The 25,888-nt window shown below is 52.7% G+C and carries 17 protein-coding genes and 1 riboswitch; of the genes, 10 read left to right on the top strand and 7 right to left on the bottom strand.

Annotated elements, in window-relative coordinates; all coding sequences use genetic code 11:
* Nucleotides 1–789: 789 nt before the first annotated feature.
* Entirely contained in the window at nt 790–3,408 is a 2,619-nt protein-coding gene (locus M3090_RS00925) for a hypothetical protein (protein ID WP_249053518.1), read from the top strand.
* 138 nt (nt 3,409–3,546) lie between these two features.
* A complete protein-coding gene (locus M3090_RS00920; RefSeq protein WP_249053517.1) occupies nt 3,547–4,626 on the top strand; it encodes a hypothetical protein in 1,080 nt (359 codons plus the stop codon).
* A 151-nt stretch (nt 4,627–4,777) separates the two neighbouring features.
* On the opposite strand, the gene M3090_RS00915 is transcribed toward M3090_RS00920, so the two are convergent.
* The 4 genes from M3090_RS00915 to lysS all read right to left on the bottom strand — a co-directional run bounded on the left by M3090_RS00915 (nt 4,778) and on the right by lysS (nt 9,707).
* A complete protein-coding gene (locus tag M3090_RS00915; protein ID WP_249053516.1) occupies nt 4,778–5,512 on the bottom strand; it encodes an HAD-IA family hydrolase in 735 nt (244 codons plus the stop codon).
* Nucleotides 5,513–5,603: 91 nt separating this feature from the next.
* Entirely contained in the window at nt 5,604–6,941 is a 1,338-nt protein-coding gene (locus M3090_RS00910; protein WP_249053514.1) for a glucose-6-phosphate isomerase, read from the bottom strand.
* Nucleotides 6,942–6,984: 43 nt separating this feature from the next.
* Nucleotides 6,985–7,980, bottom strand: a complete 996-nt coding sequence (locus tag M3090_RS00905) for an NAD(P)H-dependent glycerol-3-phosphate dehydrogenase (RefSeq protein WP_249053513.1) — start codon at nt 7,978–7,980, stop codon at nt 6,985–6,987.
* Nucleotides 7,977–9,707 carry a lysine--tRNA ligase gene (gene lysS, locus M3090_RS00900; RefSeq protein ID WP_249053587.1) on the bottom strand — a complete coding sequence of 577 codons (1,731 nt, stop codon included), beginning with the start codon at nt 9,705–9,707 and terminating at the stop codon, nt 7,977–7,979. The genes M3090_RS00905 and lysS overlap by 4 nt, the downstream gene beginning before the upstream one ends.
* A gap of 355 nt (nt 9,708–10,062) precedes the next feature.
* On the opposite strand from lysS, the gene M3090_RS00895 reads away from it, so the two are divergent.
* The 4 genes from M3090_RS00895 (at nt 10,063) to M3090_RS00880 (ending at nt 15,670) form a co-directional block, all read left to right on the top strand.
* Nucleotides 10,063–12,552: a DNA translocase FtsK gene (locus M3090_RS00895; protein WP_249053512.1), complete on the top strand. Its 2,490-nt coding sequence runs from the start codon at nt 10,063–10,065 to the stop codon at nt 12,550–12,552.
* Nucleotides 12,553–12,563: 11 nt separating this feature from the next.
* Entirely contained in the window at nt 12,564–13,205 is a 642-nt protein-coding gene (locus M3090_RS00890; RefSeq protein ID WP_249053511.1) for a LolA-like putative outer membrane lipoprotein chaperone, read from the top strand.
* Nucleotides 13,206–13,292: 87 nt separating this feature from the next.
* Nucleotides 13,293–14,228 (top strand): thioredoxin-disulfide reductase, encoded by a 936-nt coding sequence (trxB, locus tag M3090_RS00885; RefSeq protein WP_249053510.1) that lies wholly within the window; start codon nt 13,293–13,295, stop codon nt 14,226–14,228.
* An 8-nt stretch (nt 14,229–14,236) separates the two neighbouring features.
* Nucleotides 14,237–15,670, top strand: a complete 1,434-nt coding sequence (locus M3090_RS00880; protein ID WP_249053509.1) for an arylsulfatase — start codon at nt 14,237–14,239, stop codon at nt 15,668–15,670.
* Between the two features lie 20 nt (nt 15,671–15,690).
* Here M3090_RS00880 and M3090_RS00875 read toward each other — a convergent pair whose 3' ends face one another.
* From M3090_RS00875 to M3090_RS00865, 3 genes are all read right to left on the bottom strand, one after another.
* Nucleotides 15,691–16,392 (bottom strand): Crp/Fnr family transcriptional regulator, encoded by a 702-nt coding sequence (locus M3090_RS00875; protein ID WP_249053508.1) that lies wholly within the window; start codon nt 16,390–16,392, stop codon nt 15,691–15,693.
* Nucleotides 16,393–16,603: 211 nt separating this feature from the next.
* The gene (locus M3090_RS00870) at nt 16,604–18,793 is read right to left on the bottom strand and encodes a glutamine synthetase III (protein WP_249053507.1); all 2,190 of its coding nucleotides are present in this window, start codon (nt 18,791–18,793) and stop codon (nt 16,604–16,606) included.
* A gap of 258 nt (nt 18,794–19,051) precedes the next feature.
* The gene (locus M3090_RS00865; RefSeq protein ID WP_249053506.1) at nt 19,052–19,915 is read right to left on the bottom strand and encodes a helix-turn-helix domain-containing protein; all 864 of its coding nucleotides are present in this window, start codon (nt 19,913–19,915) and stop codon (nt 19,052–19,054) included.
* Between the two features lie 152 nt (nt 19,916–20,067).
* Between M3090_RS00865 and M3090_RS00860 the strand changes: the two genes are divergently transcribed.
* From M3090_RS00860 to M3090_RS00845, 4 genes are all read left to right on the top strand, one after another.
* Complete coding sequence (locus tag M3090_RS00860; RefSeq protein WP_249053505.1) at nt 20,068–21,258, top strand: Bcr/CflA family efflux MFS transporter; 1,191 nt, start codon at nt 20,068–20,070, stop codon at nt 21,256–21,258.
* 54 nt (nt 21,259–21,312) lie between these two features.
* Nucleotides 21,313–21,514, top strand: a riboswitch (cobalamin riboswitch).
* A gap of 61 nt (nt 21,515–21,575) precedes the next feature.
* Nucleotides 21,576–23,594: a TonB-dependent receptor plug domain-containing protein gene (locus tag M3090_RS00855; protein ID WP_249053504.1), complete on the top strand. Its 2,019-nt coding sequence runs from the start codon at nt 21,576–21,578 to the stop codon at nt 23,592–23,594.
* A gap of 13 nt (nt 23,595–23,607) precedes the next feature.
* Nucleotides 23,608–24,738 (top strand): YncE family protein, encoded by a 1,131-nt coding sequence (locus M3090_RS00850; RefSeq protein ID WP_249053503.1) that lies wholly within the window; start codon nt 23,608–23,610, stop codon nt 24,736–24,738.
* A 7-nt stretch (nt 24,739–24,745) separates the two neighbouring features.
* Nucleotides 24,746–25,888 (top strand): ABC transporter substrate-binding protein, encoded by a 1,143-nt coding sequence (locus M3090_RS00845; RefSeq protein WP_249053502.1) that lies wholly within the window; start codon nt 24,746–24,748, stop codon nt 25,886–25,888.

Genomic DNA, 25,888 nt, shown 5'->3' with positions numbered 1-25,888 from the left:
TCTGAAGCTTGCCGGATATGTCTTTTTGAGAGACTCTCCGGCAGGTGTTTCTCTCTCCACAAGCCCGTACCAAATTCGTACCTTGTCCCTACCTCGTCCTTGTCTTATAACAGGGACGAGGTAGGGAGGAAGTAGGGAGGAGAAACGACTTTGGTAGGATTTTGGGCTAGATATAAGAAGGTACTGAAATCTAGTTTATGCATTGTGTAGTATCTGTCATGTTGAGCGGAGCGCAGCGAAGTCGAAACATCTCTCTAATACTTTTCAGACGTATAGTGGGATCCTTCGACTGCGCTCAGGATGACAGAGAAAATGAATTTTAAACAGACTTTAAGCCGGAAAGACATTTTTGAAGCCAATTATCGCCTTCCGAGGCTTGTCTCATGCTTTCCGAAGTGGCTTTAGAGAAAAAAAGATAAAAAAAAGCATTTTTTTCTTGGTGGAACGAATAATATTAATCATATTTGCACCGTATTTCGTACGGAGCCAAGGAAAGGAAAGGAATAATAGCGAAGGCAAAAATACGGAAAAATAGCATAAATAACATAGTATTAATCAATTAAAATTAAACAACAATGGAGAAAGTTTTGAATTACGTGGCTCCCGAAGTGGAGATTGTAGAAGTGGAGGTTGAGAAAGGGTACAACTTCAGTATTCCGAAGGATGAAGAATGGTAACCTTATTGGTGGAGTAAGAGAATAGAAATTTATTAGTAACAAAAGCAAGAGGCTATCATAGCAAGACGGTCTCGCAAAAAAAACAAGAGAACCAAACAAATTTATAAGTAACATGAAGAAAAGAGTTTTATTCAGCGCATGTGCACTGGCAGCCTGCTTCGCCGCTTGTACAAACGACGATTTTCAGACTGAACAAAACAACACCGTCATTAACGAGGCAGGTGAAGTGATCGGTGCAGACCTCGTGTCGTCCGGCATGAAGATGAATATCAATGACGGATCGGCCGATACCCGTATTAATGAGAATGGACAATGGGAGACGGGTGACCAGATTGGATTAGGTTGGTACAAGTACAAAACTGCTATTGATAAAGAGCAGCTTTATTCTGACTGGGCAAGCGGCTCAGGTTGGACTACTGACAATAACCTTTATGCCAATATCCTCTTTACATTGCAAAGTGATGGTTGGTGGCAAACACAGGCCGACGTTTATCAAGGTGCTTACTTCGCTTACTGGCCTTTCCAAAGAATGACCTCCGGTAGCAAGCTGAAGGTTGTTGCTCCAAACGATGTGCCTCAGACCGACGATTCTTTCAAATCTGATGTTTATAAGAACTCTCTTTACCTCTCTGCTCAAGACTTCATTGAGTATGCCGATGTAGACGAGAGCACAATGACTTTGGAGAGCGAGTTCGTTCTCAGTCCTATGGTGAACGCCATCGGTGTAGTTGCTACTCCGGAAGCTAAGATCGCTTCAGATTATCTGAAGAGCATGATCATCACGGAAATGCAAATCAGCGTAGGTGGTTCTAATAATAATATTATTACGCCTTCTGCTACTTTGTCTCCTCGCTACTTGCCGAAGACTATCAATGATGATGGTTCTGCACGTGGTGACAAAGAACTGAGAGAAGAACTGGATAAGGCTGCTGTAGCTGCTACCGGTACCAGTAAGGCTATTCTTACTGACCAGGCTCCTAAGGTTAACTATCTGCGTACTGCTATTGCGAACAATAACTTTACGTTGGCAAAGAACAACACGCTGCGTGCTTTCGCTTTCCCCTTCCAAAAGGGTGCAACATATACGGATCGTCAGTTCCCCTCTGTAAAAGTTACTGTTAAGAGTGCAAACGGTGATTGGAAGCTGGGTACCTTTGCTGTAAACAACACTAACAGTGAAACACTTGCTACTAACTTGAAGCAGATGTTTGACGATGCTCAGAGGGGTGAAAAGTTCTCAATGGTTCAGAACATCTTGGGCGAACCGGGTTCCAGAGGTGTACCTCAGACTCCCGAGTCTATGACTGCTAACCTGACAGTTAAGGACTTTACTCCTGCTACCAGCGGCATCAAGACAGTTAAGCACTGGAACGACTTGGTAACTTTGGTTAATGAGTTGGAAAATGCCGGTAAGGTATTTGCCAACAATCAAGTAGTATTTACGCTGGGTGGTGACTTGAACTTCATCGAAAATGGTGAACAGCTCAAGACTCCGGATAATGTTGACATCGTGCTCAACACGGGTAGCCGCAAGTTGGTCATCAATGGTGAAGTAGAATGGCCCGCTCACTTGATTACTAACGACACTCGTTATACTACGAACATCGTCGTTAATGAGGGTGCTACACTGAAAGTTGGTATCGACCGTAACGAAGTGGTTAACCTGATTGCTTCCAGCATTGAAAACAACGGTACTATCAAGGCTGGTGCAAAGGCTTCTATCTCTGCTGACAAGAACAATCTTACCTATGGCAACAAGTTGGAAAACAACAATATGGTTATCGTAGAATTCGGTGCATACGTTTATCCCGCTGTTGGTCAAGAAGGTATCATTGCTTACGAAATGGATAACAATGAGCCTAATACTATCGGTGAAATCAACACGTTGATGGAGCTGGAGTCAAGCAATAGCCAGAAGGGTTATGCACAGATCAACACGCTGATCCTGAGCAATGGTGTTGAGCTGGATCTGAACGCTCAAGCACGTGCAGCCGGCGAAGGTAACAGATACGAAGAAGGTTCTAATGCAGAATACCTCAACTCTCTGGAGAATATTGACATCATCATGCGTGGTGCTTCTATCGTTCGCAAAGCTGGAGGTAAGTACAGCAAGGTGGCCGACATCACGGTTGAAGAAGGTGCAAACACGATCACTGACGTAGAGCCGCAAGGTAACATCGATATCTTGAAGGGTAGCGAACTGACGCTTGCTTCTGAAATTGCTATTCCTCTGGTTGATGATGGTACTCCTCTGGTATTGGCAGACGATGCTGTTATCAACAACGAAGGTACGCTGTATGTGAACAACACTACTACTACGAAGGATTTCATCAATAAGGTTGGTACAGTTAAGGTAGAGAGCGATGAGAAACTCTACTATGTTGACCAGTATATCCAAGGCGGTATTGCTGACGGTACTGTAGAAAAATCAAGCGATCCCAATGCAGCGTTGGCACAGGAAGTTAAGTCTACTTTCGATACTTATGCAGCAGCAATTAGCGCCGTTAGTTTGGATGATGTAGTAACTGATTTGAACTCTAAAGGTCCTAATCTGTTTGACCATCTTCCTGGTAGTGATGAACCTTGGGCTTCTGCTGCCTTCTATATGGCACTGAGCGAGTGGATGAAAGCTGTTACAGGTGAAGGACTGGCTGAAAGTGGTACGCCTACTGCAATTTCAGTTCAAATGCTGACTCTCTTCCAGAGCCAAAGTGGTATCATATTGCTTTAAGACAAGCATTGACTGATAAATAATTAAAGAAGGCCGCCTCAAAAACAAAATGGGGCGGCCTTTTTTTCAACAACAAATCAGTGTTCATCCGCACAATCAGTGCCATCTGTGGTTTAATCCCATTCCGTTCACCCATTCATGAACAAGCTCAAAATACAATTAGCTTGGCAGCACCGCCGCTTCCTCCTGAAAGCCGTCGGCATTGGTCTTGTGGTAGGCCTGTTTATCGCCCTCTGTATTCCCAAAGAGTATGAGGCAGGCATCCTTCTTGCCCCCGAGAGCATCAGCGAACGCACAACCAATGATGCCCCGGAAGGTTGGTCGGGCACCTTCCTGAACGAGACCAAGGAGCGCGACGCCATCACCCCCGACTACTACCCGCACATTGTCAGCTCGCCCCTTTTCCTCACCGCCCTGTTCGACATCCCCGTACAGACCATTGACTGTCCTCCTGACAGCACCCTTACCCTTTACAACTACATCGACCAACACCAGCATCGCCCGTGGTGGTCCTTCTTACAGACCGCTTTCAGCAAGGTGGTCGGCCTTCTCACCGGCTCTTTCTTCGACAATCCCCGCAAGGTGGAGAGCAACTACACCGCCGCCCTTTCAGACAGCATCCCCACCATCCTCGCCCTCTCTGCCAAGGACACGGGTATCGCCTCTGCTATCAATTCCCGTATCAGCATATCGCCAGACGTAAAGACCCGCACTGTCAGCATTGCTTGCCGTATGCAAGACCCGCTGGTAGCCCGCATAGTGGCCGATAGTGTAAGTCGTCGCATACAGGCCTATGTCACCGAATACCGTACCAATAAAAAACGGGAGGCCTTGGTTGCTGCCCAAATATTGCAACAGCAAGCTCGAGAAAAATACTATCAGGCGCAAGAAATACAGGCCGCCTTTGAGGATCGCAACCGTAATCTGGCTACCCGTAATGCTCAGAAGGAACTCGTCAAGCTGCGTATCCTGACTGCGCAAGCTTATCAAGAATATACCCGCACCACTCTGCAAATGCATGCCGCAGAAACACAAGTCATCCGTGTGCGTCCGGTCTTTGCCGTCATACAGCCTGCCACGACGCCTGTCCGTCCTGCTTCGCCTTCGAAGGTGAAATACATGGCGGCCTTTGCCTTGCTGGGCCTGCTGACAGGATATGCCAGGATTGGTTTCTTCGGAGTTAAAAAGAAAATAAGCGTCGGCAAGAGCGTGTATTAGGAGATGCTGCATCTTTGCGGCACGCCATCACACGTTTTCTGAATGTTTTTTTAGTATGTTGTATAGTAAATGTGCCGCAGGATGCGGCACCTCCTATAGCACCTGGTGAATGTGCCGCAAGGATGCGGCACTTCCTATGTCTCCTATATCGCTAACCTTTATGGAGCAGGGGAAAGATTTCTTCCCACGCATCGCACAAAGCCTGCATGGAGGGGAACAGCAAGTCGGCACCGGCATCCAGCAGCACTTGTCCGTCCAGCGGACCGGTGTTGACAGCGATGGTGAAGATTCCGGCCGCGTGTCCGGCTTGTACGCCGATGGGGGCGTTTTCCACTACGATGGCTTCGTGGGCTTGTACGTCGGCTTTTTGGAGCCCCATCAGATAGGGCTCGGGATTGGGCTTTCCGTGCTTCACGTCGAAGGCGGTCACCATATGTTCCGGGGTGAAGATACCGGGATAGTGGTGGTTGAGGCGGTCCAGCAGCGAGCGTTGGCCCGAACCTGTCACCAGTACGGGGGTGAGGCCGACACCTGTCACCTTTTGCAACAATGCAGGGGCGCCGGGCATGGATACAGGCTCGGGATAAGTGCTGAAGGCTTCGCTTTTCTCGGCATAAATCTGTTCGATGAGTTCGGGCGGCGCATCGTGTCCATACTGCCGGTTGTAGGCGATGTTGATGGTCGATGCCCCTGTGCGTCCTTCGTGCAGGAACGCTTCTTGTCGGCTGAAGCGCAGGCCGTGTCGGTTCATCACAGTGGCCCAGGCTTCGGCGTGGTAAGGCATGGAGTCGAACAAGACGCCATCCATGTCGAAGAGGACGGCTTTCAAACAAATCTTCTCTTGTCTTGTAGTTTTCAGGTAGTTTCTTATAGCCTCTTGGTACATATATGTATGGAAGAGTTGGTAAAATGAAAGGATGCCCGGCTTTTTGTCGTCCGAACATCCTCTCTTGGGTTTATGTTTTGCTTACATTGGTTTAGAGTCTTGCCTGGATAGCTTTCGAGGCTTCCTCATAGCCCGGTTTGTTAAGCAGGGCAAACATGTTCTTCTTGTAAGCTTCTACGCCCGGCTGGTTGAAGGGATTCACGCCCAGCAGGTAGCCGCTGATGCCGCAAGCTTTTTCGAAGAAATACAGCAGGCCGCCGATACTTGTTTCGTCCAAGGCGGGGATAGTGAGGCGCAGGTTGGGGACACCGCCATCCACATGGGCCAGTTGAGTGCCCAGTTCGGCCATCTTGTTTACTTCGTCTACGCGTTTGCCGGCCAGGTAGTTCAGGCCGTCCAGATTTTCTTCATCGCTGGGTACTTGCAGCTTGTGGTTAGTATGTTCTACGGAAATGACAGTTTCGTAAATGGTGCGTTCACCTTCCTGAATCCATTGCCCCATCGAATGAAGGTCGGTAGAGAAGTCTACGGCTGCGGGGAAGATGCCTTTGTTGTCTTTACCTTCCGATTCGCCATACAGTTGTTTCCACCATTCGCTTACATAATGCAGTTTCGGGTTGAAGTTCACAAGGATTTCAATCTTCTTGCCGTTTTTATAGAGTTCATTGCGAGTGGCGGCATAGATGGCGGCAGGGTTCTCGGCAAAGGGTACGTCTTTGCCACAAGCTTTCTCCATGGCTACGGCGCCGGCTACTAACTTCTCAATGTCGAATCCGGCTACGGCGATGGGCAACAGTCCTACGGGCGTCAGTACGGAGAATCGTCCGCCTACATTGTCGGGGATGATGAACGACTTGTAGCCTTCTTTGTCAGCCGTTACACGGGCGGCGCCTTTCTTGGCGTCGGTGATGGCTACGATGACTTTCTTGGCCATCTCTTTCCCACGCTGGTCTTCGCATTGCTTGCGTAGCAAACGGAAAGCCAATGCTGTTTCGGTGGTCGTGCCTGACTTGGAGATGTTGATGACGCCGAACTTTTTGCCTTTCAGGTATTCGGTCAGTTCATACAGATAGTCTTCGCCGATGTTGTGTCCGGCGTAGAGGATGACGGGAGCATCTTTCTTCTCCTGCAACCAGGTGAAGCTGTTGGACAGAGCTTCGATAACGGCACGTGCGCCCAGGTAGCTGCCGCCAATGCCGGCAACGACTACGACGTCGCAGTTTTCACGCAGTACTTGTGCGGTAGCTTTCAAGTCATTCAGGTGTTCCTGTGTGATGGAAGAGGGCAGGTGTAGCCATCCCAGAAAATCATTACCCAGTCCGGTGCCGTTTTCCAGCATGTCTTGTGCTTCTTTTACCTGCTTTTCATAAGCGCACACATTTTCCTTGGAAATGAATCCGAAGGTCTTTTCAATGTTCAAAGTAATCATAGCTCAATGTTTGTTATATATAAATGTATATATGGTTAATCCGCTACCGGAACGAGTCCGTCAGCAACTTAATCTCGATAGTGGGGGAAATGCGTTCGTAGAGGATGTTGTAGACAGCGTCCAGTATCGGCATGTTTACGTGATAGTGCTTGTTGATTTCCTTGATGCACTTGGTGCCGTAGTAGCCTTCGGCAATCATTTCCATCTCTATCTGTGCGCTCTTCACCGAATAGCCCTTGCCAATCATGGTGCCGAAGGCCCGGTTGCGGCTGAAGTTGGAATAGCCTGTCACCAGCAGGTCGCCCAGGTAGGCCGAATCGTAGACATTGCGGTTCAGCGGGTAGACGGTGGTGAGGAAGCGGTTCATCTCCTGCACGGCGTTAGACATCAGCACGGCCTGGAAGTTGTCACCGTATTTCAGGCCGTTGCAGATACCGGCGGCAATGGCATAGACGTTCTTCAGCACCGAGCCATATTCAATGCCGGCCACGTCATTGCTCACCGAGGTTTTGATGTATGAACTGGCAAAGCGTTCGGCTATAAGCGAAGCTTTGGATGTGTCCGGACAGGCGATGGTGAGGTAGGAGAGTCGTTCCAATGCCACTTCTTCCGCATGGCAGGGGCCGGCAATGACGGCGATGTTTTCGGTCGGCACGTTATACTCCTTGGTGAAGTATTCCGACACGATGAGGTTGTCGTCTGGCACGATGCCTTTAATGGCCGTGATGATGAACTTGTCCTTTATCTTGGTCTTCAGCTTCTTCAAGTGTGACTTGAGGTAAGGTGACGGCGTGACGAATATCAACGTGTCTGACTCCTTCACCACGTCGTTGATGTTCGAACTGAAGCTGATGCGCTTGATGTCGAACTTGACGCTTGTCAGGTAGGCCGGGTTATGCCCCAGCCGTTTGAAGTCGGCGATGCGGTCGTCACGTCGCATATACCAGTTGATTGTCTCGGTTTTCGAGAGGACAATCTTGGCGATGGCCGTTGCCCAACTGCCCCCGCCCATCACGGCTATCTTTCCGGGGAGTTTCATTTCTCAATCTTTTCAATCCAGGCTTGCACGTCGGCCACGCTTGGATTGGCCAGTTCCAGTTTGTATTTCTTGTTGATTCCGCAAATGTCCATGTGAAGTTTCTGCGGGTTGACGTCTTTCATGTCGCTCACCAGGTTGTAGCCGGCTTTCTGGATGACGGGCACCCAGTCGGCAGGGATTCCCAGTTCGGTGTATTTGGCGGGAGCGTCCTTGGGGGCGACTTTCTCCGGGCGCATCTGCGGGAAGAAGAGCACCTCCTGGATGAAGGGCTTGCCCGTCATGAGCATGGTCAGGCGGTCAATGCCGATACCGATGCCCGACGTGGGTGGCATGCCGTATTGCAGTGCCTTGAGGAAGTCCTGGTCGATGAACATGGCTTCGTCGTCGCCCTTCTCGCTCAGGCGGAGCTGCTCTTTGAAGCGTTCTTCCTGGTCCAAGGGGTCGTTCAATTCGCTGTAAGCATTGGCCAGTTCCTTGCCGTTCACCATCAGTTCGAAACGTTCGGTCAGGCCGGGCTTGCTGCGGTGCATCTTGGTCAGTGGCGACATCTCCACGGGATAATCCGTGATGAAGGTGGGCTGGATGAAGGTGCCTTCGCAGAACTCGCCGAAGATTTCATCTATCAGCTTGCCTTTGCCCATGGTGTCGTCTATTTCCATCTTCAGTTCCTTGCAGATGGTGCGTATCTCGTCTTCTGTCTTGCCTTCCAGGTCGTAGCCCGTCTTTTCCTTGATGGCCTCAAGGATGGGTAGGCGTCGGTAGGGAGCCTTGAAGCTGATGGTCTTGCCGTCTATCACCGTCTCCGGGCAGCCGTTCACGGCAATGCAGATGCGCTCCAGCAGCTTCTCGGTGAAGCTCATCATCCAGTTGTAGTCCTTGTACTGCACGTACAGTTCCATGCAGGTGAACTCCGGATTATGGCTCTTGTCCATGCCCTCGTTGCGGAAGTTCTTGCCAATCTCGTAGACGCCTTCGAAGCCGCCCACGATGAGACGCTTCAGGTAGAGCTCGGTGGCGATGCGCAGGTAGAGGTCGATGTCCAATGAGTTGTGGTGGGTGATGAAGGGCCGTGCACTGGCACCGCCGGGGATGGATTGCAGGATGGGTGTTTCTACCTCGGTGTAGCCGGCTTCGTCGAGCACGGCGCGCATGGTGCTGATGATTTTAGAACGCTTCAGGAATGTGTCCTTCACGCCATCGTTCACGATGAGGTCTACGTAGCGCTGGCGGTAACGCAGTTCGGGGTCTTCGAAGGAGTCGTAGGCCACGCCGTCCTTGTATTTTACGATGGGCAGGGGGCGCAAGCTTTTGGCCAGCACGGTCAGCTTTTTGGCATGTACGCTGATTTCGCCCGTCTGTGTGCGGAACACGAAACCTTCGATGCCTATGAAGTCGCCCAAGTCGAGCAGGCGTTTGAACACTGTGTTATACATGTCCTTGTTCTCGTCCGGGCAGATGTCGTCGCGTGTGATGTACACCTGGATGCGTCCTTTCGAATCTTGCAATTCTACGAAAGATGCTTTGCCCATGACGCGGCGGCTCATCATGCGTCCGGCGATGGACACTTGGCGCGGTTCGGCGTCGTCTTTGAAGTCCGCTTTTATGTCGGTGGAGAAAGCATTGGTTACATACTCGGCGGCGGGATAAGGGTCAATGCCCAAGGCGCGCAGCTCGTTGAGGCTGTTGCGTCGGATGATTTCCTGTTCGCTCAGTTCTAATACGTTCAAGTTCATATCGCAATATTTCATCAATTTGGGTACAAAAGTACAAAGTTTTTTTATTTTCTCGCGCTTTTCCGGTTAATAAAGTAGGGATGGTGCTTCAAAACTTCGGTGTTGAGCCTGACTTTTTGTCGGAAAAGGCGGGCTGGGGAGGCGTTGTTTGTGCCAAGCGCGATGGCCTTCCTTCTTGTTCGGCGTTTGCTCCTCTTGTGTTCGGTGTAGCCTTGCTTCTTGTTCGTCTCCACGTGTCCGGTTGTCGGGACGGAACAAACGAATCTTGTTCTGTAAGGAAATACATTTTGTCACGTGACAGATAATTATTACTTTTGCATCCGTCTTTATTCACCATTTTGGTCATTCAATGGAAAAGAAAACTACAAGCAAGGAGAAGGAGCCGGGGCTCTCGTTCGCAGGCCGGTTGAAAGCTGTGTTCAAGAACGAAACAGCCCGTTTTATCATCGGGTTGCTGCTCATCATATTTTCTGTCTATTTGTTGCTGGCTTTCATGTCGTTCTTCTTTACGGGAGCGGCCGACCAGAGTATCCTTGAGAACGCTACGGCCGAAGAACTGGCTTCGGTGAACAACGGTGTGAGCAATTACGCCGGTTCGCGTGGGGCGCAGTTGGCCAGTTATTTCATCAACGACTGCTTCGGCGTCGCCTCGTTCTTTATCCTGGTTTTCCTGGCTATGGCCGGGCTGAAGCTGATGAAGATTCGGCGCGTGCGCCTGTGGCGCTGGTTCATCGGTTGCACGGTCTTGCTGGTGTGGTTCTCCGTCTTTTTCGGTTTCGCCTTCCGCCATCAGTACCAAGACTCCTTTGTCTATCTGGGCGGCCTGCACGGCTATAACGTAGGCAACTGGCTTGCCTCGCAGGTGGGCGTGCCGGGCGTGTGGCTCATCCTGCTTGCCACGGCCGTCTGTTTCCTGGCCTATCTCAGCGCGCGCACCGTTGCCTGGTTACGCCGCCTCTTCACGCTGAGTTTCCTGAAGCGGAAGCCGAAGGAAGAAAAGTTTGAAGCCGGCGAAGGCGAGGTGCCCGAAGAGTTTGACACGTCGTGGGGCGTGCAGCGCAAGAAGAAAGAAGAAGCACCCAAAGACTCCGGTGAGCCGAAGCCGATGCCTGCCGAAGTGGAAGAAGCGCCAGAGGAGATAACACTCGACCTGGACATACCGGCTGAGAGAGTGGACGACACACAAGCTTCGCCTGCCGGCGTCGACGTGCCCATCGACATCGAGGTGCCGCAGTCCGACCCCGTGGTTTCCGTCGTTCCCGCATCTGCCGCTGCCAAGGAACCGGGGTTCGAGATAGAGTCGCATGCCGACGAACCGGTCGTGGAAGAGCGAGAACCCTACAACCCACGGCTCGACCTGGAGCACTATCATTTTCCCACGCTCGACCTGCTGAAACATTTCGACGAGTCCGAACCTGTGGTGAACATGGAAGAGCAGAATGCCAATAAAGATGAAATCGTGAAGACGCTCCGCAGCTTCGGCATCGAAATCAACAGCATCAAGGCTACCGTTGGCCCCACGGTGACGCTTTACGAAATCACCTTGGAACCCGGCGTCCGTATCTCGCGCATCAAAGGCTTGGAGAATGACATCGCCATGGCCCTCGCCGCCCTAGGCATCCGCATCATAGCCCCCATCCCCGGCAAAGGTACCATCGGCATCGAGGTACCCAGCAAGAAACCGCGCATCGTTTCGGGGCAGAGCATCATTGGCAGCAAGAAGTTCCAGGAGTCCACCTACGACCTGCCCATCGCCCTGGGGAAGACCATCACGAACGAAGTCTTCATGGTAGACTTGGCCAAGATGCCTCACATCCTCGTGGCAGGTGCTACGGGACAAGGTAAATCTGTCGGACTGAACGCCATCATTACTTCCTTATTATATAAGAAACATCCGGCCGAACTGAAATTCGTGTTAGTCGACCCGAAGAAAGTAGAGTTCAGCATCTATTCCGTCATCGAACACCATTTCCTGGCCAAGCTCCCTGACGAGGCCGAGCCCATTATCACCGACGTCACCAAGGTAGTGCAGACGCTCAACTCCATCTGCGTGGAGATGGACACGCGCTACGACTTGCTGAAAATGGCGCACGTGCGCAACGTCAAGGAATATAACGAGAAGTTCATCAACCGTCAGCTTAACCCCGAGAAGGGGCATAAATACATGCCCTACATCGTGGTCGTCATCGATGAGTTCGGTGACCTTATCATGACTGCCGGCAAAGACGTCGAACTGCCCATCGCACGCATTGCCCAGTTGGCACGCGCCGTAGGCATCCACTTGATTATCGCCACCCAGCGACCTACGACCAACATCATCACCGGTACTATCAAGGCCAATTTCCCGGCCCGTATCGCTTTTAAGGTATCGCAGATGATAGATTCGCGTACCATCCTCGACCGTCCGGGGGCTGATAAACTCATTGGACGCGGTGATATGCTCTTCCTGCAAGGCGCCGAACCGGTGCGCGTGCAGTGTGCTTTCATCGACACGCCCGAAGTGGTCAACATCACCGAATACATTGCTCGCCAGCAAGGATATCCCACCGCCTTCTTCTTACCCGAAGTGGAAGATGAGAACGGTGGAAGCAGCCTGGAAGGGGTAGACATGGACCGGCTCGACCCACTGTTTAAAGACGCCGCCCGTCTGATTGTTTCCAGCCAGCAAGGGTCTACGTCGCTCATCCAGCGTAAATTCTCCATCGGATATAACCGTGCGGGGCGTATCATGGACCAGTTGGAAAAGGCCAATATCGTAGGGCCCGCGCAAGGCAGTAAGCCGCGCGAAGTCTACTTCGCAGACATTGTGATGCTGGAAGAGCATTTGAATAATTATTAAACTCTTGATAGATGGGAAAAAACAGCATACTTTCTTATTGCCGTTGGCTTGCGTTTTGCTTCTTCGCCTGCTGCTGCCTGGCTGTCTGGGGACAAGAAAACGAAGCCCGCGACGTCATGCGCCGCACGGCCGATGCCTTCCGGCGGGCAGGCGGCATCCGGGCTACATTCTTGGTTCATTCGTCCGAAGGAAACACCTCCGGTACCATTCAGTTGAAAGGAGAGAAGTTTGTGTTGGAAGCCGGGGGAATGACCACTTGGTTCGACGGGCGCACGCAATGGACTTACCTGAGTTCGTCTGACGAGGTGAACATATCCGAACCTACTCCCGCCGAGCTGCAAACCCTCAATCCCTACGCCTGGCTCTCGCTCTATGACCAAGGCTATGCGTTGCAGCTCCTTGCGGGCGGCACATCCGATGTCTATCAGGTTCAGATGACCGCTACTTCTTCCGAAACGCCCATCGAGAAACTGCTGGTTTGGATTAAGAAAGACACGTTGCTCCCTTCGCGCGTCAGCCTGACTTTGGCAGGCAGCTTCGAGCCCACAGTCATAACCATCCGCGATTGTCGCGTCAAGCAAGATTATGCCGATTCTTTCTTTACGTTCGACCGCCGGGCGTATCCTACGGCCGAAATCATCGACTTGCGCTGAGGTCCGTCATTCAAACGGAGGCTGCACCGTCTGCCGGAAGGAGATGCTTTGTAAACAATGTCTCACTCTTTAAATAATGAACTGAAAATGGAAACAGAACAAGTAAAATGCCTGATTATCGGTTCCGGACCTGCCGGCTATACCGCTGCCATCTATGCCGGACGGGCCAACCTCTCTCCCGTGCTTTATGCAGGTTTGCAGCCTGGTGGGCAGTTGACAACGACCACCGAAGTCGAGAACTTCCCCGGTTATCCCGCCGGCATCGGAGGCCCGGAACTGATGGAGGACTTGCGGAAGCAGGCCGAACGTTTCGGGGCAGACATCCGTTACGGAGAAGCTACGGCGGCAGACTTAAGTTCTTCTCCCTACAAGATAACGATAGACAATGAGAAAGTCATCGAAGCACGCACAGTGATAATTGCCACCGGGGCTACGGCTAAATATTTAGGTCTGGACGATGAAAAGAAATACGCCGGAATGGGTGTCAGCGCATGTGCTACGTGCGATGGTTTCTTTTACCGCAAAAAAGTGGTGGCCGTGGTAGGCGGAGGTGATACGGCTTGCGAGGAAGCATCCTACCTGGCCGGTCTTGCTTCAAAGGTCTACCTCATCGTGCGGAAGCCTTATTTGCGAGCTTCGAAGGTGATGCAGCAACGCGTGTTCAACAATCCGAAGATTGAAGTCCTTTTCGAACACAATGCCGTAGGCTTGTATGGCGAAAACGGTGTGGAAGGCGTGCACTTGGTGAAGCGTCGGGGCGAGGCCGATGAACAGTCCTATGACTTGCCCATCGATGGCTTCTTCCTGGCCATAGGTCATAAGCCTAACTCAGACATCTTCAAACCGTGGTTGGAAACGGACGAAGTGGGCTACATTTTGACCGAGCCGGGTACGCCGCGTACCAAGTTACCCGGAGTGTTTGCCGCAGGCGATGTGGCAGATCCACATTATCGCCAAGCCATAACGGCCGCGGCTTCGGGCTGTAAGGCTGCCATAGAAGTTGAACGATATTTGTTAAGCTGATTCATCCTATGAAAGTACTTTCTTGGACTCTTCCATTGCTTCCGTGCCTGTGTACAACATCGAGTCTTGCTGCGCAAGAGCGCCCCAATGTGCTCTTTATATTGGCAGATGACTTAGGTTATGGAGATTTAAGCTGCTACGGGCAAGAGCGTTTCGAAACGCCGGCCATTGACGCCTTGGCTCTCGAAGGCATGCGTTTTACTCAGGCTTATGCGGGCACTACGGTCAGTGCACCCTCGCGTTCCTGTTTGCTGACAGGCATGCACAGTGGGCACACTTATGTCCGTGGAAACATTGAAAGGGAACCAGAAGGACAATATCCTTTGCCGGCGGAAGCGCATACTATTTTCCATGTATTTAAGGAAGCGGGGTACAAGACTGCGGCTTTTGGTAAATGGGGCTTAGGTTTTGTTGGAACCACGGGTGATCCGCAAGCACAAGGCTGCGATACTTTCTTCGGTTTTAATTGCCAGCTTTTGGCGCATAGCTATTATCCGGACCATTTGTGGGACAACAGTCAGCGTGTCGACCTGAAGGACAATGTCCTTCAGGTACAATACGGACGTGGAACGTATGCTCCGGATCTTATTCACCAGAAAGCCTTGGAATACTTGGACAATGCCTCGTCGGATGAACCTTTCTTTCTGTGGTATCCTACCATCTTGCCTCATGCAGAATTGATTGTGCCCGAGGACAGCATTATCCGTAAGTTCCGCGGTAAGTATCCGGAGAAAGCTTTCCAGGGTACTGAACCCGGTCATCCGGCTTTCCGCAAAGGAGGCTATTGTACTCAGCTTTATCCGCATGCTACTTTTGCATCGATGGTGACCCGCTTGGACGTTTACGTGGGGCAACTGGTGGAGAAGCTGAAAGAAAAAGGTTTGTATGACAATACTATCATCATCTTTGCCAGCGATAATGGTCCTCATAAGGAGGGAGGTGCTGACCCGGATTTCTTTAACAGCAACAGTATCTATCGGGGGTATAAGCGCGACCTTTATGAAGGCGGCATCCGTATCCCGCTGATTGTTTCTTGGCCGGGGCATGTGCAGGCGGGTACGGAGACTGATTTTATGTGTGCCTTCTGGGACATGATGCCTACGTTTTGTGACATACTTTCTTCCGATATTCAGACTTCTGTTGAGGCTTTGGACGGTATCAGCCTTTTGCCTGTGTTGACGGGGCAGGAAGGGCAAAAAGAGCATGATTATCTTTATTTCGAGTTTCAGGAACAGAATGGCAAGCAGGCTGTACGCAAAGGTGTTTGGAAGCTGATATACCAGAATATAAGGGGCGATAAGCCGTATTATGAATTGTATAACCTGGCTGCTGACCCTTCAGAGCGGCACAATGTCATTGACCGCTTTCCGGACATCGCCGCGGAACTAAAGGAGGTGATGAAAGAAGCCCACGTGGAAAGTAATGATTTTCCCCTGCTGTAAGACATGGGCGTCGAAAGGGGTTAGCCTATCTTGCTAATCTTTTTCAGGCGTTCTTCTTCTATGATTTTGATTTTTCTTCCGTCTATGGCAATCAACTTCTCGGTAGCGAACTGCGACAGTGTGCGGATGGCATTGGAGGTTGTCATGTTGGAGAGATTGGCCAAGTCTTCGCGAGAGAGGTAGATACTTAGTGTGGAGCCGTCTTCTTCCAGGCCGTAGCTATCTTTCAGGAAGAGCAGCGATTCGGCCAGGCGTCCTCGGATGTGTTTCTGTGTCAGGTTGACCGTGCGTTCGTCTGCCACGGTCAGGTCGAATGACAACTGTTTGATGAAAAAGAACGCCAGGTCGTTGTTTTGCGTGATCAGCGTCTTGATGACGGCCATGGGGATGAGGCAGATGAGTGATGATTCGAAGGCAGCGGCTGCGGTAACGTAGTCTTTCCCGGCAAAGAACGCACCGTAGCCAAAGTAACCTACCGGTTTGATCATGCGGATGATTTGGCTGCGCCCGCCCACGCCGTCTTTATAGATTTTCACCTTCCCGCTCAGCAGGCACATCAGGTGGGTAGGAGTTTCTCCTTCACAATGTATGACTTCGTTTTTCTTGTAATTCTGAAGCGTGAAGTTGTTGGACAAGAAGGTCTGTTGCTCTTTTGTCAAGAGTGACCACATGTCGGCCATTAGCTCGGGAATGTGTACGTCTGAAAGGGTTGTCTTTACCATAACTGCTGCACAACTGTGTTATACAGCACAAAAGTAGTAAGAATAAATCAAATATTGCATATTTGTGACGAAAAGATGCAGAAAAAAGAGGATAAGTCTTGAAAGTTACAGGTGCGTATTGGTTTATTTCGTGCTGTGCAAGCACTGTTTTTCAGACGAAGCCGCCTGCCCCGCTCAAGAGAAAACGGGGCAGGACGGTTCGTTTTTTGTTTTACTTCGTGAACAGCAGTTCGCGATACTTGGGCAGCGGCCAGATTTCATCGTCGATTTCCATTTCCAGATGGTCGATGTGGTCGCGTATGCTTCCCAAGTAGGGGCGCACGGTCTCTTCGTAGGCGAAGGCGCGGTCCTTGTAGTGGGGCAGGTGATTGGCCACCTTGCGTGCCTCTATCATGTCGCGTACCAGCTTCTTGATGGCTGTGACGCGGTGCGAGATTTCGCGGATGAGTTCCTTGCGGTCGGCGCTGAGTTCTTCGTATTCCTCGGGAGTGAAGGTCTCGCGCAGGCCGCGCAGGTTCTCCAGCAGGCGGTTCTGGTAGATGACAGCCGTGGGGACGATGTGGTTGATGGCCAGGTCGCCCAGTACGCGGCTTTCAATCTGTACCTTCATGGTGTACTTCTCCAGCTCTACCTCGAGGCGGCTGTTCAGCTCGGTTTCGTTGAAGATGTGCTCGCCTATCAGCACGGCCTTCGACTGGTTGTCTACGTAGTGCATCAGTGCTTCGGGCACGTGGCAGATGTTGGTCAGTCCGCGGCGGGCGGCCTCCTTTTTCCACTGTTCGGAGTAACCGTCGCCCTCGAAGCGGATGGGTTCGGAGGCGATGATAGTCTCCTTGAGCACGCGGAAGATGGCTTCGTCTTTGCCGGTGCCTTCTTCCATCAGGCGGTCTACGGCTACTTTAAATTCGTTCAGTTGGTTGGCCATGGCGGCGTTGATGGCTATCATGGCGGCGGCGCAGTTGGCCGACGAGCCGGCGGCGCGGAACTCGAAGCGGTTGCCGGTGAAGGCAAAGGGAGACGTGCGGTTGCGGTCGGTGGTGTCGAGCAAGATTTCGGGGATGCGGCCGATGCCCAGCTTCAGCGTGGTCTTTTCTTCGGCAGTCATCTTGCTGTCGCTCACCTGGCGGGTGATTTCGTCCAATATACCGGAAAGCTGTTTGCCCAAGAAGATGGACAGGATGGCAGGCGGTGCCTCGTTGGCGCCCAGGCGGTGACTGTTGCCTGCGCTCATGATGGAGGCGCGCAGCAGGTCTTGGTTTTTGTAGACCATCATCAGCACGTTGACCAGGAAGGTGAGGAACAGCATGTTGCCCTTGGGGTTCTTGCCCGGTGCAAAGAGGTTGACGCCCGTGTCGGTGCAGAGCGACCAGTTGTTGTGTTTGCCGCTTCCGTTGACGCTGTCGTAGGGCTTTTCGTGCAGCAGCACGGCGAAGTTGTGTTTGCGGGCAATGCGTTTCATCAGGTCCATCACCAGTTGGTTGTGGTCGTTGGCCAGGTTGACATTTTCGAAGATAGGAGCCAGCTCGAACTGGTTGGGGGCCACTTCGTTGTGCCGGGTCTTGACGGGGATCCCCAGTTTATGGCATTCAATCTCCAGTTCTTTCATGAAGGCGGTGACGCGCGGGGGGATGGAGCCGAAGTAGTGGTCTTCCAATTGTTGGTCTTTGGCCGAGGAGTGTCCCATCAGTGTTCGTCCTGTCAGGCAGAGGTCCGGGCGAGCGTTGTAGAGCGCCAGGTCGACGAGGAAATATTCTTGTTCCCACCCCAGGTTGGAGAATACCCGGGTGACGTTCTTGTCGAAGAGCTGGCAGACGTCGGTAGCCGCGCGGTCGACGGCAGCCAATGCCTTGAGCAGCGGGGTCTTGTAGTCAAGCGCTTCGCCCGTATAAGAGATGAAGATGGTGGGGATACAGAGCGTGTCGTCGACGACGAAGGCGGGCGATGATACGTCCCACGCCGTGTAGCCGCGTGCTTCGAAGGTGTTGCGGATGCCTCCGTTGGGGAAGCTCGACGCGTCGGGTTCTTGCTGGATGAGCAGTTTGCCCGAGAAGCGCTCGATGACGTTCCCTTCGTCGCTCAGTTCGATGAAACCGTCGTGTTTCTCGGCCGTGCCGTCGGTCAGCGGCTGAAACCAGTGGGTGTAGTGGGTCACGCCGAGCGACTTGGCCCAGCTCTTCATGCCGTTGGCCACCAGGTCGGCAGCTTCGCGGTTGATGGCGGTGCCTTTCTCGATGGCGTCGGTAACAGCCTTATAGGCCTCGCGCGGCAGGTATTCCTGCATCTTTTTCAGGTCGAAAACGTGACTGCCGTAATAGTCGGACAGTCTCTCCGATGGAGGAGTTACTTCAAGAGGCTTGCGGTTGGCAAGCTCTTGTAAAGCGAAAAAACGCATTTTAGACATAATGGGTCTTGTTTTAGTGGGTTCTCGGGCGCAAAGTTAGGTATTTTTCTCTAAACACCTCCTAAAAATAGGGGGTATTCTTCGGAAAAAGTGTGTTTTTTCTTCTGTTGCCCCCTTCCCCTCTTTCCCTCTGCCTGCCGTGGAAACGGGGATTTTTTGCGCCTGCTCTTCGGGACGGCTTTGCTTCTTCCGGACAGGAGCCGCGGCCTCTCCGAACACGAGGCATGCTTTTGTCGAACACGAGGCAGAAGCTGATGCTCAGCGCGTTGTGCCTGCCCTCATTTGTAGCCTGTATGCTTTGGGCGAGAGGCCTGTGTACTTCTTAAAGAAACGGGTCAGGCACGACTGGTCGGCGAAGTTCAGTTGTGCGGCAATCTCGGTGGCCGACAGGGTGGGGTTGTTCAGCAATACCTTGATTTCGGCCACGAGTTGTTCGTCAATCAGTTGCTTGGGTGTCTTCCCGTCCAGGTATTGCGTGGTGGCTTCGTAAAGGTAGCGTGGAGTGATGCAGAGGCTGTCGGCGTAGAAAGGCACGAGGTGCTGGCGTGTGCCGTGTTCGCGTACCAGTTGCATGAAGCGGTGGCAAAGCTGCTGCTTGCGGCTGAAGGTGCTGCCTGCGGCTGCCTGCTTTTCGGGGATGGTGTTGAAGAGCCACATCAGCAGGCTTTGCAGGTAGTTCTGCTCGTGTTGTGCCCGGAAAGGGGAGTCGTTGTCAACAAACAGCATCTGTGCCATGTCCATCCATAGCAGCATCTCGCGCCACGTCTTCTGGCTTCGTGCGTCGGGCGTGTGGTGGTAGCACGGATGCTCGTGCGTATAATTAAAATAAGGTGTGTCGATGGGCAAGATAGCCTTCAGAAAGAGGTCTTGCGGGAAGAGGAGCACCCGTGACCGGAAGTCGGGCGAAGCCTCCATCACTTCTATCAGGCTGCCGGTCAGGAAAATCAGTTCGGTTTCGGCATCGAACTCGTATCGTTGCACCCCTGTGGAGACGAGGGCGCGTCCTTGCGTACAGACCAGGTAGATGCCGCAGCGGAAGTGGCAGGGGCTGTGTTGCAGGCTGGCGAGGTCGGTGTCCAGGCAGCGGATGCTTGCGGTGTCGGTCGGTAAAGTTTCGGTCATAAGGAATCAATTCTTTAATCGTGGGGCAAAATTACTAAAAAACGGCGTTTTCTTGTCGTTCTGTTCCGGATTTGCCATGTTTTACGAAGTTTTCGTCATGGCAGAAGTCCAGCTTTCGCCGTAATTTTGCCGCCGGAAAAACAAGGTTGAGAATGAAGACGATTTGTAAGCAAGATACCAAAGGATTTATGCTGATGTTTCTGGGCGTGCTCAGTGCGTTCGGCCCCTTCGTGATGGACATGTACCTGCCGACGCTGCCTGCCATGGCAGGCTATTTCCGCACCACGGCGTCCAACGTCCAGTTAGGATTGACCACCGGCATGGTCGGCCTGGCCGTGGGGCAACTGCTGTTTGGCCCGCTGAGTGACCGCTACGGACGTCGCCGCCCGTTGCTGGCGGCCATGGCTTTGTTCTTGCTTGCCACGCTGGCTTGCCTGTTTGCGCCGAACATTGCCGTCTTCGTAGCCTTCCGTTTCGTGCAAGGTGTGGCCGGTGCCGGCGGTGTGGTCATTTCCCGCTCCATCGCTGCCGACCGCTACGTGGGCCACGAGCTGGCCGCCATGCTGGCGCTGGTCGGAGCCGTCAACGGTGTGGCCACGGTGGCCGCTCCCGTGGGTGGAGGCATGTTGGCCGCGCTGGGCGGTTGGCACGCCATCTTCTGGTTCCTCCTGGCGCTGGGAGCCGTTCTGCTGGCTGCCTGCCTGTGGTTTCGCGAGTCCTTGCCTGTGGCGCGACGCACGCAGGCCAACTGGAAAACCCTGTCGGGCACCTTCCTGGATGTCTTGCGCAACCGGGCCTACCTTTCTTATATATTGCAATACGGCTTTGCTATGTCCGTGCTTTTTGTCAACATCGCCTCGGCACCCTTCATCATGCAGCAGCACTACGGACTGACCCCCTTGCAGTTCAGCCTGTGTTTCGGCATCAATGCCGTGGGCATGGTGGTTGCTTCTACGCTGGTGGCCAAACTGCCTTCGTTGCAACACGCTTTGCATTTGGGTAATAACGGTTTGCTGGTGGTATCCCTCCTCTTGCTGACGGCTCTTTCCACGAAGTGCGACTTCTGGTTGTACGAACTCCTGTTGTTTTGCCTCCTCTTCTTGGTGGGACTGTCGTTTACTTCGGCCAGTGCCTTGGCCATGGATTGCGAACGCCGCAACGCCGGTGTCGCTTCGGCTCTGCTGGGCGTGATAGCTTTTGCTTTCGGAGGCATTGTGTCGCCGCTGGTCGGCCTGGGCGACATCATGCTGACCACCGGCATCCTGTTCTTCGCCGGGTCGCTCTGTCTGTGGGTGTGCGGACTGCCTGTGCCTGTGCTTCAATTGCTTCGCAAACACATTTAAGGCGGGCGGACTTTGTTTTTCCGCATCATTCTCTTGCATCTTTCCGCAAAATCCTCTATCTTTGCTCCGTCTTGTTCCGTCAGGCCCATTCGGGCTGCCGGATGAAAAGGGAATCGGGTGAAAGTCCCGAACAGTCCCGCTGCTGTGAGTTTCCAAGGCGGGTGTGTCACACTTTTAAGCCACTGTCTCTCGGGAGACGGGAAGGCGGCACGCCCGGGAACGAGTCAGAAGACCTGCAAGGCAAAGTCGAAAAACCGTCCGTTCGAGGAAAGCGGGTGGTGCGTGCAATGTTTATCAAGAACAGTCTTTGACGGTTTATGCGGAGAAGAATGAAGATGCGGCTGTGCTGTGTCGCAACCTTTTTTATCACAGCTTCCGGTGCGTTTGCCCAAGAGGCAGACACGGATTCGGTGGTGAAGACTGTCCGTCGTCTGGGCGAAGTAGTGGTGCGTGCCCCCTTCGTAGTCCGCGAGACGACGGCCACGTCGCCCTTTCAATCCCTGTCGCGCTCGGAGTTCGACCGGCTGGGCATCACAGACATGGCCGATGCCTTGCGGCGTTTCTCGGGCGTGAACATCAAGGACTACGGAGGTGCCGGGGGCATGAAGACGGTGTCTGTACGCAGCCTGGGCGCTCAGCACACGGGGGTGGCCTACGACGGCATCACGCTGACCGACTGTCAGAGCGGGCAGATTGACTTCTCGCGCTTTTCGCTGGACAACGTGGCCGACCTGTCGCTCACGGTGGGTGACAACGACGACATCTTTTTGCCGGCGCGCACCGTGGCCTCGGCGGCTTCCATCCGCTTGCAGACCCTTCAGCCCGACTTCGCAGACCAATCGTGGCACGTCAATGCCGGAATGAAGACCGGTTCCTTCGGCTTGGCCAATCCGTTCTTGCGCTACGACCAGCGGCTTGCCTCGAAAGTCTCGATGTCTGTCTTTGGCGATTTCATGCGGGCCGACAACCTTTATCCCTTCACCTTGGTCAACGGCGTCTACAAGACCCGCGAGAAACGGGAAAACAATTACATAGAGACTTGGCGCGGAGAGTGGAACCTGTATGCCCGTCCTAACGACCGTTCTGTGCTGAACGGCAAGGTCTATTACTACGATTCCTTCCGCGAACTGCCCGGACCGCTGATTCTCTACAACAGCACCAGCCACGAGGAACTGACCGAACGGAACTTGTTTTCGCAACTGCACTACCAGACCTATTGGGACAACTGTTGGTCGCTTCAACTGAACGGAAAGTTCAACTGGGCTTACTCGCACTACCACGACCAGGGCAGCGAATATCCCGACGGAGCCATGAACAACCGCTACTACCAGCGCGAGTATTACGCTTCGGCCGCTGTGCTCTACACGCCGTGGGAATCCTGGGCTTTTTCCTACGCTGCCGACTATTCGTTCAACAACCTGACTTCGGATGCCACGTCGGGCGTCCGCCCTTACCGTCATACGGTGTTGCAGACCCTCTCTGCCCGCTACCGCACGCCGCGCCTGACGCTGACCGCCTTGTTGCTGGCCTCTATCTATCAGAACCAAGCCCGTGGCGGCGAGAGTGCCCGCGATGCCCGCCGTCTGTCGCCCTCGGTGTCCGTCTCGTGGAAGCCGTTGGAGAATGTCGACTTCCGCCTTCGTGCTTCCTACAAAGACATCTTCCGCGTGGCCACCTTTACGGACAATTATTTCGGCCGTTGGGGCAACAGGGACGTGAATCCCGAGATTGCCCGGCAGTTCAACATGGGGGTGACTTACGGCAAGGCTTTCCGGAATTTCTGGCTGGAAACACTGACCTTCTCGGCCGACGGTTACTATAACTATGTGAAAGACAAAATCGTATCCATCCCCTACAACATGTTCTTTTGGACAACTACCAATCTGGGACGTGTGGACATCGGAGGAGCGGACGTGAACGCGGAAGCTGCCTTTCGCCTGGCCGGCAAACATCGTCTTTTGGCCGCGTTGAATTATACCTGGCAACATGCAGTGGACAAGACAGACCCCTCTTCTCTGTATTACAAAGACCAGATTCCTTATACGCCGGAACATTCCGGTGCTTTCTCCGTGACGTGGGAAAACCCGTGGGTGAACCTCTCGTGCCATGCCACGGGCAGCAGCGAACGCTATGCTTCGGTGCAGAACATAGCTTCCAACCGTCTGTCTGGTTATGTGGAGTGGGGCATTGCTCTCTACCGCTCGTTCCGTTGGAAGGGCGTATCCTGTTCCGTGCGTGCCGATGTGCAGAACCTTGGCGACAAGCAGTACAGCATCGTGAAGAACTATCCCATGCCGGGACGTTCGTACAAACTGACGTTTAGTATCAACCTTTAAATAGTAGAAGTTTATGAATTGGAAGAAGCATCTGAAACATTTGGTTTGGGCCTTGGCTGTGCCCATGCTGTTCGTTGCCTGCGATGACGATGACAATCCGGGCGGTGGTGGTGATGACGACCAGAATTTCCGTGCCGAAAGCGGAGTCTATGTGTTCAACCAAGGCAATCAATCCGCCGGCATCGGCGGATCTTTGTCGTTCATCGATCCGTCCACTGCATCCTACCGCAACGATGTATTCTTGCTGGTCAACGGACGCGAACTGGGTTCTATGCTGCAGGACGGCGTGGTGTTGGGCGACAATCTGTACATAGCCGTTAATGGGTCGAACACCGTAGAGGTAGTGAACAAGAATACCGTGCAAAGTGTAGCGCAGATTCCGACGCCCTCAGATTTGGGCGGGCCGCGCGACGTGGTGACGGATGGCGAATACGTCTATGCATCAATGTACGGCGGTTACGTGGTGCGTATCGACCCTGCGACAAACGAGATAGACAATACGGTGCAGGTAGGTCCCAATCCAGAGGAAATGGCCGTGTTGGGCAACTATCTCTATGTGGTCAATTCGGACGGGATGAACTGGCCTCCCGCCAATTGCAGTGTCTCTAAAATCAATCTGGATGATTTTACGGAAGTCAAGAAGATAGAAGTGGGCAACAATCCGAACAAGATTGTGGCACATGCTGCGTCCGGCAAGCTGTTTGTAGCCTGCTGGGGAGACTTTTACAACAATCCGAGCTCGCTCTGGACCATCGACGCGGCAAGCGATGAGGCTACAGACTTGCAGGTATCCGTCACATTTATGTGCATCTCCGGCGATGTCCTTTACACGATTTACGATTCCTACAACGGACCCGAATCCGTCCAGTATGTCACTTATAATGCGACGGACAACAGCGTATTGGATGATGCCTTCATCCCGGCAGTGACGAGCAGCAACGGCTTCGTATCTAACCTGGTGGACAGTCCCGCAGGCATCACGGTCAATCCCGCCGACGGGCATATTTTCATTGCTTCTTATGTAGATGACCCGGTCAATGCCTATACTTTGCCCAGTTATGTCTATGAATACAACGCGCAGGGTGAAGTCCAGCGCAGTTACGACGTGGGCGTGGGAGCTGCCAATATGCTGGTATTGGAATAAACACAAGATGCGACATAGTTACTATTTATTTGTAATGGTAGGTTGGGCTTTGTTCCTTGTCGCCTGTGGCGGCAGGGGCAAAGCCTCTTTGGCTTTGTCGGGAGGGGATACGCTGAAGTTGCATTGGGCCAAACAACTGACGATAGTTGACTTTCCGGACTATACGGTCGTCACCTTGCGCAACCCGTGGGATACGTTGCAAACTCTGCATACTTATGTGCTGGCTCCAAAGGAAAAACAACTGCCGGACAGCCTTTTGCCGGAAGGTACGATAGTACGGATTCCTCTGTCTAATTCCTTAGTATATTCCGCTGTGCACTGTGGACTGTTGGCAGACTTGGATGTGCTGGAGGCTGTCGGAGGGGTGTGTGATTTGCGCTACATCAATCAGTCTCAAATACTTGACCGACAAGCACAAGGGTTGGTTTCAGATTGTGGTATAAGCACTAACCCGGATATTGAACGCATCATTCAGTTGAACCCCGATGCCATCCTGCTTTCGCCTTATCAGGACAGTAACGGATATGGACGGGTAGGCAAGTTGGGGATTCCTCTTGTAGAATGTGCCGATTATCTGGAAACTTCGGCTTTAGGCCGTGCCGAGTGGATGCGGTTCTACGGTCGCCTGTTTGGTGTGGCCGAACGGGCCGATAGCTTGTTTGCCGAGGTGGAAGAGCATTACCGCCAATTGTGTTTAAAAGCTCGCCTTTCGTCTGTTTCGTTGTCTGTGTTTGGCGACATGAAATACGGGTCGGTATGGTACGTGCCTGGCGGCCGTAGCCCGATGGGACAACTCTATGCCGATGCCTGCGGTCGCTATGTCTTTGCCGACAAGTCTACCAGCGCCTCCCTGCCCATGAGCTTCGAAGCTGTGTTCGACCGGGCGCATGATGCTGACGTCTGGCTCATTAAGTATAATCGCGAGCGTGATTTGACTTATGCTGATTTGTGTGCTGATTATGCAGGTTATGCTGAATTTAAGGCTTTCCGTCGGCGTAACGTTTACGGTTGCAATACGGCCCGAGTCAATTACCACGAAGAGACCCCTTTTCGTCCCGATTATCTTTTATCTGACCTGATACAGATTCTCCATCCGGATTTGGACGGTTTGGGTGGGTTACGCTATTTTTGTAAGTTAAACGAAGAATGA

It is taken from the genome of Bacteroides sp. ET71 (assembly GCF_023336905.1).
Lineage (GTDB): Bacteria > Bacteroidota > Bacteroidia > Bacteroidales > Bacteroidaceae > Bacteroides.
The sequence above is the reverse complement of the archived record's forward strand: the minus strand, read 5'-3'. Positions and strand labels throughout refer to the sequence as shown.